At 68.1% G+C, this 14008-nt stretch carries 14 protein-coding genes; 6 read left to right on the plus strand and 8 right to left on the minus strand.

Going from position 1 to position 14008, the window contains the following annotated elements:
• Positions 1 to 945: MoxR family ATPase (locus JO059_RS20735; RefSeq protein WP_293322206.1), on the plus strand; the 945-nt coding region annotated here is incomplete at its 5' end.
• A 97-nt stretch (positions 946 to 1042) separates the two neighbouring features.
• Positions 1043 to 2365: a DUF58 domain-containing protein gene (locus tag JO059_RS20740; protein ID WP_293322208.1), complete on the plus strand. Its 1323-nt coding sequence runs from the start codon at positions 1043 to 1045 to the stop codon at positions 2363 to 2365.
• Between the two features lie 10 nt (positions 2366 to 2375).
• Here the strand turns inward: JO059_RS20740 and JO059_RS20745 are convergent, their stop codons facing one another.
• A complete protein-coding gene (locus JO059_RS20745) occupies positions 2376 to 3368 on the minus strand; it encodes a stage II sporulation protein M (RefSeq protein WP_293322211.1) in 993 nt (330 codons plus the stop codon).
• Positions 3369 to 3404: 36 nt separating this feature from the next.
• Here JO059_RS20745 and JO059_RS20750 point away from each other — a divergent pair, with 36 nt between their 5' ends.
• Positions 3405 to 4313 carry an RDD family protein gene (locus JO059_RS20750; protein ID WP_293322214.1) on the plus strand — a complete coding sequence of 303 codons (909 nt, stop codon included), beginning with the start codon at positions 3405 to 3407 and terminating at the stop codon, positions 4311 to 4313.
• An 11-nt stretch (positions 4314 to 4324) separates the two neighbouring features.
• On the opposite strand, the gene JO059_RS20755 is transcribed toward JO059_RS20750, so the two are convergent.
• Positions 4325 to 4678 carry a hypothetical protein gene (locus JO059_RS20755; RefSeq protein WP_293322231.1) on the minus strand — a complete coding sequence of 118 codons (354 nt, stop codon included), beginning with the start codon at positions 4676 to 4678 and terminating at the stop codon, positions 4325 to 4327.
• Between the two features lie 212 nt (positions 4679 to 4890).
• Between JO059_RS20755 and JO059_RS20760 the strand changes: the two genes are divergently transcribed.
• Positions 4891 to 5583, plus strand: a complete 693-nt coding sequence (locus JO059_RS20760) for a PadR family transcriptional regulator (RefSeq protein ID WP_293322217.1) — start codon at positions 4891 to 4893, stop codon at positions 5581 to 5583.
• A gap of 83 nt (positions 5584 to 5666) precedes the next feature.
• On the opposite strand, the gene glpK is transcribed toward JO059_RS20760, so the two are convergent.
• Positions 5667 to 7193 carry a glycerol kinase GlpK gene (gene glpK / locus JO059_RS20765; RefSeq protein ID WP_293322219.1) on the minus strand — a complete coding sequence of 509 codons (1527 nt, stop codon included), beginning with the start codon at positions 7191 to 7193 and terminating at the stop codon, positions 5667 to 5669.
• A gap of 123 nt (positions 7194 to 7316) precedes the next feature.
• Here glpK and JO059_RS20770 point away from each other — a divergent pair, with 123 nt between their 5' ends.
• Positions 7317 to 8801, plus strand: coding sequence for a glutamate--cysteine ligase (locus tag JO059_RS20770; RefSeq protein WP_293322233.1), 1485 nt, complete (start codon positions 7317 to 7319; stop codon positions 8799 to 8801).
• 28 nt (positions 8802 to 8829) lie between these two features.
• Positions 8830 to 9489: a class I SAM-dependent methyltransferase gene (locus JO059_RS20775; protein ID WP_293322235.1), complete on the plus strand. Its 660-nt coding sequence runs from the start codon at positions 8830 to 8832 to the stop codon at positions 9487 to 9489.
• Positions 9490 to 9502: 13 nt separating this feature from the next.
• Here the strand turns inward: JO059_RS20775 and egtE are convergent, their stop codons facing one another.
• The 5 genes from egtE to JO059_RS20800 all read right to left on the minus strand — a co-directional run.
• On the minus strand, positions 9503 to 10576 hold the full coding sequence (gene egtE, locus JO059_RS20780; RefSeq protein WP_293322237.1) for an ergothioneine biosynthesis PLP-dependent enzyme EgtE: 1074 nt from the start codon (positions 10574 to 10576) through the stop codon (positions 9503 to 9505).
• 47 nt (positions 10577 to 10623) lie between these two features.
• Positions 10624 to 11589 (minus strand): L-histidine N(alpha)-methyltransferase, encoded by a 966-nt coding sequence (gene egtD / locus JO059_RS20785; protein WP_293322221.1) that lies wholly within the window; start codon positions 11587 to 11589, stop codon positions 10624 to 10626.
• Complete coding sequence (gene egtC, locus JO059_RS20790) at positions 11586 to 12287, minus strand: ergothioneine biosynthesis protein EgtC (RefSeq protein ID WP_293322224.1); 702 nt, start codon at positions 12285 to 12287, stop codon at positions 11586 to 11588. The genes egtD and egtC overlap by 4 nt, the downstream gene beginning before the upstream one ends.
• Complete coding sequence (egtB, locus tag JO059_RS20795; protein ID WP_293322227.1) at positions 12287 to 13570, minus strand: ergothioneine biosynthesis protein EgtB; 1284 nt, start codon at positions 13568 to 13570, stop codon at positions 12287 to 12289. Before egtB ends, egtC begins: the two co-directional genes overlap by 1 nt.
• Positions 13567 to 14008: glutamate-cysteine ligase family protein (locus JO059_RS20800; protein ID WP_293322229.1), on the minus strand; the 442-nt coding region annotated here is incomplete at its 5' end. The genes JO059_RS20800 and egtB, both read right to left, overlap by 4 nt.

Consider the following 14008-nt stretch of genomic DNA (forward strand, 5'->3'; position numbering starts at 1 on the left):
GCCGAATCGGCGCGAGATGCGCTGCTCGCGTTGCGCGGCGAGCTCGCCAAGGCCGTCGTCGGACAGGAGGGAGTCGTCAGCGGCCTGGTGATCGCGCTGCTGTGCCGCGGCCATGTGCTGCTGGAAGGTGTACCCGGAGTGGCGAAGACACTGCTGGTCCGGTCGCTGGCCGCCGCCTTGCAATTGGATTTCAAGCGGGTTCAGTTCACCCCCGACCTGATGCCCGGCGACGTCACCGGTTCACTGGTCTACGACGCACGCACGGCGGCGTTCGTGTTCCGGCCGGGACCGGTGTTCACCAACCTTCTGCTGGCCGACGAGATCAACCGCACGCCACCCAAAACGCAGGCCGCGCTGCTGGAGGCGATGGAAGAGCGTCAAGTCAGCGTGGAGGGTGAACCCAAGCCGCTGCCGGACCCGTTCATCGTGGCCGCGACCCAGAACCCGATCGAATACGAGGGCACCTACCAGTTGCCCGAAGCGCAGCTGGACCGGTTCCTGCTCAAGCTCAACGTCACGCTGCCGGCGCGCGAGGCCGAGATCGCGATCCTCGGACGGCATGCGCACGGCTTCGATCCCCGCGACCTGTCCGCGATCGAGCCGGTGGCCGGACCGGCCGAGCTCGCGGCCGCCCGCCAGGCCGTCCTGCACGTGCTGGTCGCCGACGAGGTGCTCGGCTACATCGTCGACATCGTCGGCGCCACCCGCTCGTCCCCCGCTTTGCAGCTGGGCGTTTCGCCCCGCGGGGCCACGGCGCTGTTGGGGACCGCTCGTTCCTGGGCGTGGCTTTCCGGCCGCAACTATGTGACCCCCGACGACATCAAGGCCATGGCCCGCCCCACGCTGCGGCACCGGGTGATGCTGCGGCCCGAGGCCGAGCTCGAAGGGGCCACGCCCGACGGTGTGCTCGACGGAATTCTGGCCTCGGTCCCGGTGCCCCGCTAGTGATCTGCGCCGGCCATCCCGTGGGGGCACGCCCCCACAAGTGGGAGGTACCCCCACCCGCTTGCGGGGGACGACGCCAGGAGGGACAGCGGCGCCGATGATCCTGACCGGACGAACTGGGCTGCTGGCGCTGCTCGGCATCCTGCCCATCGCGGTATCTCCTTGGCCGGCAAGGGCTTTCCTCGTTTTGCTGACAGCGCTTGCAACGCTGGTGGTGGTCGATACCGTGCTGGCGGCCAGCACCCGCAGACTGCGCTATACCCGGTCACCCGACGCTTCGGCCCGGTTGGCGCAGCCGGTGGAGGTGGAGCTGCGCATCCACAACGACGGGCGCCGCCGGTTCCGCGGCCAGATCCGCGACGCCTGGCCGCCCAGCGCGCGCGCCGAGCCGCGCATCCATGCGGTCAACCTCCCCGCCGGACAGCATCAGCAGATTCAGACCCGGCTGCGACCGGTCCGCCGGGGCGACCAGCGCGCGGCCGCGGTCACGGCTCGCTCGTTCGGCCCCATGGGGTTGGCGGGTCGGCAGGGCTCGCAAGCCGTGCCGGGTCAGGTCCGCGTGCTGCCGCCGTTCTTGTCGCGCAAGCACCTGCCGTCGCGGCTGGCCAAACTGCGGGAGATCGACGGGCTGTTGCCGACCCTGATACGCGGGCAGGGAACGGAATTCGATTCGCTGCGTGAGTATGTCGTCGGCGACGACGTGCGCTCGATCGACTGGCGCGCGACCGCACGCCGCGCCGACGTCGTCGTCCGCACCTGGCGCCCCGAACGCGACCGGCGAGTGGTCATCGTGCTCGACACCGGTCGCACCGCGGCCGGTCGTGTCGGTGTCGACCCGACGGCCGCCGATCCCGCGGGTTGGCCCCGGCTGGACTGGTCTCTGGACGCCGCACTGCTGCTCGCCGCGCTCGCGTCGCGGGCCGGCGACCACGTCGACTTCCTCGCGCACGATCGGCTCAGCCGAGCCGGCGTGTTCGGCGCATCGCGCACGCAGCTGCTTGCCCAGCTCGTCGACGCGATGGCGCCGTTACAACCGGCACTCGTCGAACCGGATTGGCGCGCAATGGTTGCCGCGGTCGCGCGGCGTACCCGGCGACGGTCGCTCGTCGTGCTGCTGACCGATCTCAATGCGACCGCCCTCGACGAGGGGCTGCTGCCGGTGCTGCCGCAGTTATCGGCCAAACATCGGATGGTCGTCGCCGCGGTGGCCGACCCGCGGGTGGACCAGATGGCGGCCGGGCGTTCGGATGCGGCATCGGTGTACGACGCGGCGGCTGCCGAACGGTCGCGCACCGACCGTCGCACTATCGCGGCGCGACTGCGCCGCAGCGGCGTGGACGTGGTGGACGCCGTGCCCACCGAACTGGCGCCGGCCCTCGCCGACTGCTATCTGGCGATGAAAGCCACCGGCCGGCTTTGAGCGACCCGGTCTAGCGGGTTGGGACGACATCGGGTGCGTCGTCGACATCTCCCGTCTCACCGGCTTTGACCGCACGCCGGCCGAAGTAGACCACATACGACAGGAACGCGACTTCGGCGACGACTCCGATGCCCACCCGAACGAACGTCGGCAGCGGCGACGGCGTCACCAATGCCTCGATCAGTCCGGACACCAACAACACAGCCACCAAACCCACCGCGACCGATACGACGGCCCGGCCCCGCTCGGCGAGCACTTGACCGCGGGGACGATCGCCGGGCGAGATCACCGACCAACCCAGCCGCATACCCGTTGCGCCGGCGAGGAATACGGCCGTCAGCTCCAGCAGTCCGTGCGGGGCCAGCAGGCCGAGCAGAATCCCGCCCTTGCCCGCCTGGAACATCAGCCCGGTGATCAGCCCGAGGTTGGCGGCGTTGTTGAACAGCACCAGCGGTATTGGCAAACCCAGAACAACGGACAGCGCGATGCACTGAGCGGCAACCCACGAGTTGTTGACCCAGACCTGCAACGCGAAGGTCGCGGCCGGGTGTTCGCTGTAGTAGGACGCGACATCATGGTTGACCAATTGGTCTATGTCACTTGGCGTTCCGATAGCGGACTGCACTTCCGGATTACCGGCCACCCACAAGGCGATGACCACCACGACAGCAAAGAACGCGATTGCGGTCCCCAGCCACCACCGCCAGGTCCGGTACGCGACCACTGGGAAGGACACCATCCAGAACCGGGCGAAGCTGCTGCTCAACGGAGCGTGCGCGCCGGTCACCACGGAACGGGCTCGCGCGACGAGGCTCGACAGCCGACCGACGAGCAGCGAGTCGGTGGACGCCGACCGCAGTATCGACAGATGGGTGGAGACCCGCTGGTAGAGCTCGACGAGTTCGTCGATCTCGGCGCCGGTCAGCGAGCGGCGTCGCCTGACCAACTGCTCGAGCCGATCCCACGTGCCGCGATGGGCCAGCACGAATGCGTCGACGTCCACGCTGCGCAGCCTAATCGGCCTGTACCGTTCGGTGTTATGTCGGAGGTGGTGACCGGTGACGCCGTGGTGCTCGACGTGCAGATCGCCCAGTTGCCGGTTCGGGCCGTGAGCGCGCTGATCGATATCACCGTGATCTTTGTCTGTTATGTGCTCGGGCTGATGTTGTGGGCGGCCGCCCTGACTCAGTTCGACACCGCATTGAGCACCGCCGTGCTGCTCATCTTCACGGTGCTGGTGATGGTCGGCTACCCGCTGGGCTTCGAAACCGCCACCCGGGGACGGTCGGTGGGCAAGATCGTGATGGGGCTGCGGGTGGTGTCCGACGATGGCGGTCCGGAACGCTTCCGCCAGGCGCTCTTTCGCGCGCTGGCTTCGGTGGTCGAGATCTGGATGTTCGTGGGAAGCCCCGCGGTCATCTGCAGCATGTTGTCGGCGAAGGCCAAACGCATCGGCGATATTTTCGCGGGCACCGTGGTGGTCAGCGAACGCGGGCCCCGACTGGTATCGCCGCCTGCGATGCCGGCCTCGTTGGCATGGTGGGCATCGTCGCTCCAGCTGTCCGGACTGAACGCCGGGCAAGCCGAGGTCGCACGCCAATTCCTTTCCCGGGCACCACAACTGGATCCCCGGTTGCGCCAGCAGATGGCATATCGAATCGCCGGTGACGTGGTGGCGCACATCGCGCCGCCGCCCCCGCCGGGCGCCCCGCCGGAACTGGTGCTCGCCGCCGTTCTCGCCGAACGGCATCGCCGCGAACTGGCGCGGCTGCGCATTGCTGCGGCGCCCGTCGCACCAGGTTGGCCTCCCGGGGCGATGGGGCCTCCCGGAGCGATGCCGCCTTGGCCGCCGCCACAGGCAGTCCCATGGCCGGAACCCACAGGGCCCCAGCCGGTGGCCTGGCCGCAGCAGGAGCCGGAAACCGGCGGTTTCTCGCCGCCTCGCTGAGTGCTGCTCCGCTAGCTTGAGACGCTTACCGCCATCAGGGCGACGTCAAGGATCAGCAGCGCCCAACCGCACAGTGGCACGACGATGCCGCCGCGGCGCTTCGCGGTGAAAAACGAGAGTAAGAGGACAGCGAAGGCCACCACCGGCGCGCCGTAGAACGCGACACCGAAATCGATGCCGCCACGGCCCAAGTTCGGGCAACTGCGATCGCTGCAACCGGCGGTGCTCATCACGGCACCCAACGCGAAGAGCATCACGATGGCCGCGGCGGGCACCATCGTCAGCGCCAGACCCCAGTTGATCCATGGCCACCGGTCGCGCTGCGGCCGACCAGTCGCCGCCGTCGGCTCGGCTGTGCTGTGCATTCCCCTGTCGATCGTCAGGTCGTTCTTAGTGTTCACCCGCAATGCCTACCCACGCGCGGCGCTTGCAAACCGTGCCGACGCCGGCTTTTCGCATGCTCCGGTGGCTTTTGGCAGGTCAGTCTCTGCAGGGGGCCGCTACGTTGCATCACGCTACATCACGATATATCGTGATGTAGCGCCCGAAGACGGGTGCAGGAAAGGACCACACACAAATGAGCAACCCATTCACTCCCCCGGACGGCCCCTTCGACGGTCGACCGGGTTTCGGATTCGGCTTCGCCCCGGACCCGGCAGACCGTCGCGCACTGCACGGCGCCCGCCGGCAGGCCCGACGGGAATTCCGCGAACACCTCCGCGCCCACGCCGGCGACTTCGGCCCACCTTTCGGACCGGGATTCGGTTTCGGCTTCGGCCCGGGTTTCGGCCCCGGCGGCCGGCGCGGCAGAGGGCGTCGCGGCGGCCCCGGCCGCGGACGCCGCGGTGACGTGCGGGCGGCGATCCTGGTGCTGCTGGCCGAGCAGCCGATGCACGGATACGAAATGATCCAGCAGATCGCTGAACGCAGCAACGGAATCTGGAAGCCCAGCCCCGGGTCGGTCTACCCGACGCTGCAGCTACTGGACGATGAGGGCCTGATTAACGCAAACAAAACCGAACGCGGCAAGAAGCTTTTCGAGCTGACCGACGAGGGTCGGGCGGCGGCCCAGAAGATCGAGACTCCGCCGTGGGACGAGATCGCCCAGGGCGCCGACCCCGGACAGGTCAACCTGCGGGCGGCCGTGGGCCAGTTGTTCGGCGCCGTCGCGCAATCCGCGCACACCGCAACCGCCGAGCAGCAGCAGCGCATCGTCGAGATCCTCAACAATGCGCGCCGCGAGATCTACGGCATCCTCGGCGAAGATTGATCCCTCTTAGCCGCGAGCGTGCGCAGAATGACGGCTGTTACGGGCTGTCGCCGTAGAAACGCGCACGCTCGCGGCCTGTGGCTTCAGTTCACATCGACCCAATCCAGAGTGCGCTGCACCGCCTTGCGCCATCCCGCGTATCCGGCCTCGCGCTCGTCATCGCTCCAGTTTGGTGTCCAGCGCTTGTCCTCTCGCCAGTTGGCGCGCAGGTCGGACGGATCGTTCCAGAAGCCAGCCGCGAGCCCCGCCGCGTAGGCCGCGCCCAACGCCGTCGTCTCCGCGACCACCGGCCGCACCACGTCCACGCCCAGCACGTCCGCCTGGATCTGCATGCACAGGTCGTTGCCCGTGACCCCGCCGTCGACCTTCAGCACCTCGAGGTCCACGCCGGAATCCGCCTTCATGGCGTCCACCACGTCGCGACTCTGATAGCAGATCGCCTCCAGCGTGGCGCGAGCCAGGTGGGCGTTGGAGTGGAATCGCGACAGGCCCACCATCGCGCCGCGGGCATCGGATCGCCAGTACGGGGCGAACAGCCCGGAAAACGCCGGTACAAAATACATCCCGCCGTTGTCGGGGACCTGACGTGCCAGCGCCTCGCTTTGGGCGGCGCCGCTGATGATGCCCAGCTGGTCGCGCAACCACTGCACGGCCGAGCCAGTCACCGCGATCGAACCCTCAAGGGCATAAACCGGTTTCGCGTCCCCGAACTGGTAACACACGGTGGTCAACAGCCCGTTGTTCGAGCGCACGATCGTCTCTCCGGTGTTGAGCAGCAGGAAGTTGCCTGTGCCGTAAGTGTTTTTGGCCTCTCCTTCGGACAGGCAGACCTGACCCACCATCGCCGCGTGCTGGTCGCCGAGGACGCCGAAGATCGGCACCTCACCGCCGACGGGCCCCGTCTCCACCGTGACGCCGTACGGCTGCCGAGGCGAGGACGGCGCGATCGCCGGCAACATCGCGCGCGGGATGGTGAAGAAGGACAACAGCTCGTCGTCCCAGTCCAGCGTCTCCACATTCATCAGCATGGTGCGGCTGGCGTTGGTCACGTCGGTGACGTGCACGCCGCCGCGCGTACCACCCGTCAGATTCCACAACACCCAGGTGTCGGGGGTGCCGAACAGGGCGTCGCCGCGCTCGGCGGCCTCGCGCACCCCGTCGACGTTGTCGAGGATCCATTGCAGCTTGCCGCCGGAAAAATAGGTCGCCGGCGGCAGGCCCGCCTTGCGGCGGATCACGTCGCCGCGGCCGTCTCGGTCCAGCGCGGACGCGATCCGGTCGGTTCGGGTGTCCTGCCATACGATCGCGTTGCAATAGGGTCTTCCGGTGCGCCGATTCCACACCAGTGTGGTTTCGCGCTGATTCGTAATACCAAGGGCAACAAGGTCTTTGGGCGAAAGATTGGCGCGGTTCAGCACCGATATCAGCACCGAGGACGTCCGCTCCCAGATCTCGACCGGGTCGTGCTCGACCCAGCCCGCCCGCGGCAGGATCTGCTCGTGCTCGAGCTGATGGCGCGCCACTTCCGCGCCGTCGTGATCAAAAATCATGCAGCGCGTACTGGTGGTGCCCTGGTCGATGGCGGCGATGAATTCAGCGGATTCGGCCAACTGCTCTCCTCGGGCTTGAGTGGGACGGTTGCAGCCAACGAGTCCATGATGGCCCACCCATCCGGCGGACACGTCAGCCCCTCGAGCTTGCGTTACCGGCGGGGAACCTGTTGCATCGGCGGTGTGGGCGAAGAGGTCAAACGCACCACGTATGACCGTGCGCAGCGACAGGAATACCGGCACAAGCTGCGGCTGTGTTTGGACGTCTTCGAGACGATGCTGGGGCAGTGCCGTTTCGAATGCGAGCAACCGCTCACCGGCATGGAGATCGAGTGCAACCTCGTCGACGCCGACTATCAGCCGGCCATGTCGAACCGGTACGTGCTGGAGGCCATCGGAGATCCGGCTTACCAAAGCGAATTGGGTGCCTACAACATCGAATTTAACGTCCCACCGCGGCCACTGCCCGGGCACACGGGCCTGGAGGTGGAGGCAGAGGTGCGGGCCAGCCTGAACGACGCCGAGGCCAAGGCCAATTCCGGCGGAGCCCACATCGTGATGATCGGCATCCTGCCCACATTGATGCCCGAGCACTTCAACGACAACTGGATGAGCGAGTCGAGACGTTACGCGGCCCTCAACGAGTCGATCTTCACCGCGCGCGGCGAGGACATCCCGATCAACATCTCCGGCCCAGAGCCGCTTAGCTGGCAAGCCGCGTCCATCGCGCCCGAATCGGCTTGCACCAGCATGCAATTGCATTTGCAGGTTGGGCCCGCCGATTTCGCCGCCAACTGGAACGCGGCCCAGGTGATGGCCGCTCCGCAGCTGGCGCTGGGGGCGAACTCCCCCTACTTCTTCGGCCACCAGCTGTGGTCGGAGACGCGCATCGAACTGTTCGAGCAATCGACCGATACCCGGCCCGAAGAGCTCAAGACCCAGGGCGTGCGGCCTCGGGTGTGGTTCGGGGAAAGGTGGATCGACTCTGTTCTCGACCTGTACCAGGAGAACATCCGCTACTTCCCGTCGCTGCTGCCCGAGGTTTCCGACGAAGACCCGGTCGCCGAGCTTGCCGCCGGTCGCACGCCGCGGCTTGCCGAGCTGCGCCTGCACAACGGCACGGTGTACCGGTGGAACCGGCCGGTCTACGACGTCTTGGAGGTGGACGGGGAAGGGCGCCCGCATCTGCGTCTGGAGAACCGGGTGCTGCCCGCCGGGCCGTCGGTCATCGACATGCTGGGCAATTCGGCGTTTTACTACGGCGCGCTGCGGACCCTGTCCGAGGACGACGACCCGCTCTGGAACAGGATGGATTTCGCTGCTGCACAAGCCAATTTCTTCGATGCGGCCCGTCACGGAATAGCGGCCCGGCTGCACTGGCCCGGCCTCGGCGAGGTGGGCGCTTGCGAACTGGTGTTGGACACTTTGCTGCCGATGGCCGACGAAGGGCTGCGCCGTTGGGGTGTCGACGTCCAGGTGCGCGACCGGTTCCTGGGTGTGATCGAGGGCCGTGCCCGGGCCGGCCGCAACGGAGCGAGCTGGCAGGTGTCCACCGTGCGTACGCTTGAGTCCACCGGAATGACCCGGCCCGCGGCACTCGCCGAGATGCTGCGGCGGTACTGCGAGCACATGCATAGCAACGAGCCCGTACATACCTGGGGTCGATAGGAGCAAAGGGGGAACCGTGTCGGAAATCATGGACTGGGACAGTGCGTACCGCGAAGAGGGCGAGTTCGAGGGCCCGCCACCGTGGAATATCGGTGAGCCGCAACCCGAATTGGCAGCGCTGATGGCGGCGGGGAAATTCCGCAGCGATGTGCTGGACGCCGGCTGCGGGTTCGCCGAGCTGTCGCTGGCGCTGGCGGCCCAGGGCCACACCGTGGTGGGCGTCGATATCACGCCGACGGCCGTCGCGGCCGCCACCAAAGCGGCCGCCGAACGGGGCCTGAGCACCGCCAGTTTCGTGCAGGCCGACATCACCTCGTTCAGCGGCTACGACGGCCGATTTTCCACGGTGGTCGATAGCACGCTTTTCCACTCGCTGCCTGTGGAGGGCCGCGACGGCTACCTGAGCTCGGTGCACCGCGCTGCTGCCCCGGGCGCAAGGTATTACGTGCTGGTCTTTGCCAAAGGCGCGTTCCCCGCCGAGATGGACCCCAAGCCCAATCAAGTCGACGAGAACGAGTTACGCGAGGCCGTGAGCAAGTACTGGACGGTCGACGAAATTCGGCCGGCCTACATCCACGCGCATATTCCCCCCATCGAGGACGCGCCGTTCGAGTTCCCACCGCACGACCGCGACGAGAAGGGCCGGATGAAGTTGCCGGCGTATCTGCTGACGGCGCACAAAGCCTGATCACACAGCGCGACTACACCGCCGCGGTTGCGGCACCCAACGCTTCGACGAAGACGTCCAGGTCGTCGGGCGTGGTGTCGACGTGCGGCGAAATCCGCAGCACGGGCGCGGTCAGCTCCAGCGGCGCCCGCTCGGGGGCGGCATAGGTCGTCAGGATCCGATGGGCGAGCAGCCAGTCCCGCACCGCTTTCGGGTTCGCCCCATCGATCGCAACCAGGGTGGTGATCGCGCTCGGCTCCTCGACCTCCTCGACCACGGCCCACCCCGGCACTTCGGCCAAGGCCGCCCGGCTCATCGCGCCCACCTCGGCCAAACGAGCGCGCACAGTCTCGGGTCCGTACGCGAGGTGCTCGCCGACTGCCACGGAAAAGCCAACGCGCGCAGCAACGTTCGCCTCGCCGAATTCCAGTTGCCGGGCCACCGGCAGCGAGGGCATGGTCAGTCGCGGTCGCAGCCGCTCCATCAGATCGCGGCGCACCGCCAAGAAACCGACCCCACGCGGACCGGCGATCCACTTGCGCGACGACGCGTAGGTCACGTCGGCGCCCACCGCGCAGTCCACCTGGCCCATTGCCTGGGCAGCGTCCACGACGAGCGGCAGTCCCAGCTCGCGGCAGAGATCCGCCACCATCGCCAACGGCTGCACCACACCGCTGTGGCTGGCGACCGCGGTGAGATGGACGAAGTCGGGCCGATCGGCGTCCAAGGCCAGCGCCGCATCGTCGAGCGCGACCCGGCCGTCATCCAGCGTCGGCAATAACCACCGGTCAAATCCGCGGGCGGCCAGCATGGCCAGGTTGGGACCGTATTCACCCGGCAGGCAGGCCACCGTGCGACCGGCCGCGGGCCAGCCGCCCAAGAACAGATCCAGCGCGTTCAGCGAGCCGGTGGTGAACACCACCTCGGCGTCGGTCATCCCGCACAGGGCGGCGCACGCCGCACGGCCGGCATCCAGCACGGGCGTGGCCGCCTCCGCCGCGACGTACCCGCCGACCTCGGCCTCGTTGCGCGCATGCCAGGCGGTGGCGTCGAGCACCGCGAAGCTCTGGCGGGAACAGGCCGCGTTGTCCAGGTGCAGCCCGGCCATCGTCGGGCGGGCCGCCCGCCATCGGTCGGCCAGGGACTCACTCGAGGTCACTTGACGGCCAACGACAGCCCGAAGTCGCCCGCGCGGTCGGTCCACCACCGGATCCGACGCAAACCGGCAGCGGCCAATTCGGCATTAACGCCATCGGGGCGGAATTTGCACGACACCTCGGTCAGCATCGCCTCGCCGGCCGCGAAGTCGACGGTCAGGTCGAGCGCGGCGATCCGCACCCGCTGAAAAACAGGAGAGCGCAACCACATTTCGATACGCTCCTCCTCGGCGTTCCAGCGGGCGACGTGCTCATACGAATCGGCAGCGAAATCGGCGTCGAGTTCCCGGTTGATCACCGCAAGCACGTTGCGATTGAACCGGGCCGTCACGCCGGCGGCGTCGTCGTACGCGCGCACCAGCCGCCCGGTGTCCTTGACCAGGTCGGTGCCGAGCAGCAGGCTGTCGCCCGGCCGCATCACCGCCGCCAGCGTGGCGAGAAATTCCGCACGCGGCCCGGGCGTCAGGTTGCCGATCGTGGAACCCAAGAAGACGAACAGCCGCCGCCCGCCCACGGGAATCTCGGTCAGGTGTTCCTCGAAATCCCCACAGACAGCCCGTATTTCGATACCCGGGTATTCGCGCTGAATGGCGGTCGCAGTCGCCGACAAGATGCCGGCGTCGACGTCGAACGGCACGAATCCGCGCAGCGATCCCCGATCGCGCAGCGCGTCCAGCAGCCGCCGAGTCTTCTCCGACGTCCCGGCGCCCAGCTCGACCAGGGTGTCTGCCTGGCTGGCGGCGGCGATATCGGCCGCCCGGGCGCGCAGGATACCGGCCTCGGCGCGGGTCGGGTAGTACTCGGGCAACCGGGTGATCTGGTCGAACAGGTCGCTGCCGACGGAATCGTAGAACCACTTGGGCGGCAACGACTTCGGTGTCTTCCGCAGGCCGTCGGACACGTCCCGACGTAACGCGTGATACGCCGAGTCGGCGGCCAGGTGGTTGGACAGCGTCAGCGTCATCGAGATCCTCTCCGGTGATCGATCGGGGTCACGGTCACGCCGTCGAACGTGACCTCGACCAGGTGCCTGTCCGGCACCTCTTCCCAGCCGGGTGCGTCGTCGTGGGGCTCGCTCGCCAGCACCACACCATCGTCGCGGCGCAAGATGTAAAGCGTGTCGCCCCAGGCGGTACCCAACAAGCGAGAGCCGTTGGCGGCCAGGACATTAAGCCGCGCGAGCGGGTCGGCCATGCCCACTTCGGCGATCGTTTCGCCCAGCGCGTCGAGTCCACGCTCGAAGACAACGGCCGCGAGTATCGCGCTGTCGCACAACGATTCCGCCGACCGGGTCACAGGCAACACCGAGCGGTCGACCACGCCGTTGTGCGACAGCAGCCAGCGACCGTCGGTGAACGGCGCGGTCGCGCTGACCTCGATCGGCATGCCGACGGTCGCCGAGCGCACCGCGGCCACCACGCAGTGACTGCGCAGTGCGGGGGCAACGGAATCGAAGGACGTGTCTCCCCACAGCGGCGCCGCGCTGCGCCAGCGCCTGAGCACCTCGCCGTCGAAGAACCCGACACCCCAACCGTCGGCGTTCATCAGGCCGTGCTTCTGGCGGCGCGGCGCATACGACTGCACCCGCAGCCCGCACGGCGGGTCGAGTACCAGCGAAGAGATGGTCACGTCGGCGCCGAGCCAACCCAGATGACGACACATCAGTCCGCCACATCCCAAGCCAACCGGACACCCGAGAAGATCTGTCGACGGTACGGGTGGTCCCAGTTGCGGAAGCTGGGACGCAGGATCGCGGCCTCGACGGCCCACGAGCCGCCCCGCAGCACGCGGTAATCGCCGCCGAAAAAGGGCTGCGAGTAGCGCTCGTAGATCATCGGGACGAAGCCGGGCCAGGGACGCAGCGGCGAGGCGGTCCATTCCCAGACGTCGCCCAGCATCTGCTCGACGCCGTAGGCCGACGCGCCGGCCGGGTAGGCGCCGACGGGCGCCGGACGCAGCGCACCCCCGCCAAGGTTGGCGAGGCCAACCGAAGGTGGCTCCGAACCCCACGGATAGCGCCGCCGCGCCTCGGCCGACGGATCCCAGGCGCAGGCCTTTTCCCATTCGATTTCGGTCGGCAGCCGCGCTCCCGCCCAGGCCGCGTAGGCCTCGGCCTCGAAGTAGGTGACATGCTGTACCGGCTCCTCGGCGGGAATGTCCTCGATATAGCCGAACCGCACGCGGGTTCGCCCGTCGGGACCCCAAAACTGTGGTGACGCGAGACCCGCGCTCTGACGGTGCTGCCAGCCGCGCTCCGACCACCACCGCGGCTGATCGTAGCCGCCGTCGTCGATGAACTGTCGCCATTCGCCGTTGGTAACGGGCACCCGACCGATCCGGAACGCAGGGAGGTCGACAACGTGTGCGGGACGTTCGTTGTCGAGCGAGTACGGCTCGTCCGCTGCGTCCACGCCCAGGACGAATGGCCCGCCGGGAATCAACACCGACGTGCCGGCCAGCCCGGGCCGGCCCGCGGGCAGGGCGCACCCGTCACGCAGTAGCGGCGCGCCGGCGCGCAGGTTCAGCGCCTGCAGCATGGTCTCGTCATGCTGATTTTCGTGGCTGACGACCATCCCGAACACAAAATCCGAGCCCTCGTCGGGCAGGGCATCCAGCGCATCGAGCACCGCGGACCGCACGGTCCGGCAATACGACCGTGCCTGCTCAGGAGCTAACAGCGGTAGGTCAACGCGACTGGCCCGCGAGTGGACGAACGCGTCGTAGAGGCCCTCGATGTCAGGCGGCAACATCCCGGGCCGGCGCGGGTCGCCGCCCCGCAACAGCCACAGCTCTTCCTGCTGCCCGATGTGCGCCAGGTCCCACACCAGCGGGCTCATCAACGGGTCGTATTGGCGGCAGAGCTCGGCGTCGTCGAGATCGACCAGCCGCAACGTCCGCGTTCGCGCCCGCGCCAAATCGTCGGCAAGCCCCTGCCTGGAAGTCACGGCCCCCCTTGCGAGCATCGGGCGACCCGCGAAACCTCGGCCGCGATCCCGTGGGCGATCACCTCGTCGGAGAAGTCATCGCCGGGACATCGGCCCTGCTCGACGTTGCTCGCCAACCGCTGCATCGCGTCGGTAAGCCCCGCCGGCGCCTTCTCGGCCGCGACCGCCACGCACGCGTTGGCGGCCTGGTAGAGCCGCCGGTCACGCAGGCCGACCCTGGCCGCGGTGTCCCAGGCGGTGGCAACCGGTTCGACCGCCCCGGCCGCGACGTCGGCGGCGACCGGGTCGTCGAGCAACACCACCAGCGTGAACACCACGGCCGGCCAAAACGCGTCCGGCACGGAGTCGAGGTAGCGGATCTCCAGCCACTGCCTGGGGCGCACCGGGGGAAAGAGCGTGGTCAGGTGGTATTCCAGGTCGGCAACAGTTGGCCGACGA

Origin of the sequence: Mycobacterium sp., assembly GCF_019247615.1 — a bacterium.
In the GTDB taxonomy this organism is placed as follows: domain Bacteria; phylum Actinomycetota; class Actinomycetes; order Mycobacteriales; family Mycobacteriaceae; genus Mycobacterium.

What these genes read in the sequence shown, in the direction of transcription:
- JO059_RS20740 (WP_293322208.1), top strand. Translation starts at nt 1,043, where the DNA reads ATGATCCTGACCGGACGAACTGGGCTGCTGGCGCTGCTCGGCATCCTG.
- JO059_RS20750 (WP_293322214.1), top strand. Translation starts at nt 3,405, where the DNA reads ATGTCGGAGGTGGTGACCGGTGACGCCGTGGTGCTCGACGTGCAGATC.
- JO059_RS20755 (WP_293322231.1), bottom strand. Translation starts at nt 4,678, where the DNA reads ATGCACAGCACAGCCGAGCCGACGGCGGCGACTGGTCGGCCGCAGCGC.
- JO059_RS20760 (WP_293322217.1), top strand. Translation starts at nt 4,891, where the DNA reads ATGAGCAACCCATTCACTCCCCCGGACGGCCCCTTCGACGGTCGACCG.
- JO059_RS20775 (WP_293322235.1), top strand. Translation starts at nt 8,830, where the DNA reads ATGGACTGGGACAGTGCGTACCGCGAAGAGGGCGAGTTCGAGGGCCCG.
- egtE (WP_293322237.1), bottom strand. Translation starts at nt 10,576, where the DNA reads ATGGCCGGGCTGCACCTGGACAACGCGGCCTGTTCCCGCCAGAGCTTC.
- egtD (WP_293322221.1), bottom strand. Translation starts at nt 11,589, where the DNA reads ATGACGCTGACGCTGTCCAACCACCTGGCCGCCGACTCGGCGTATCAC.
- egtC (WP_293322224.1), bottom strand. Translation starts at nt 12,287, where the DNA reads ATGTGTCGTCATCTGGGTTGGCTCGGCGCCGACGTGACCATCTCTTCG.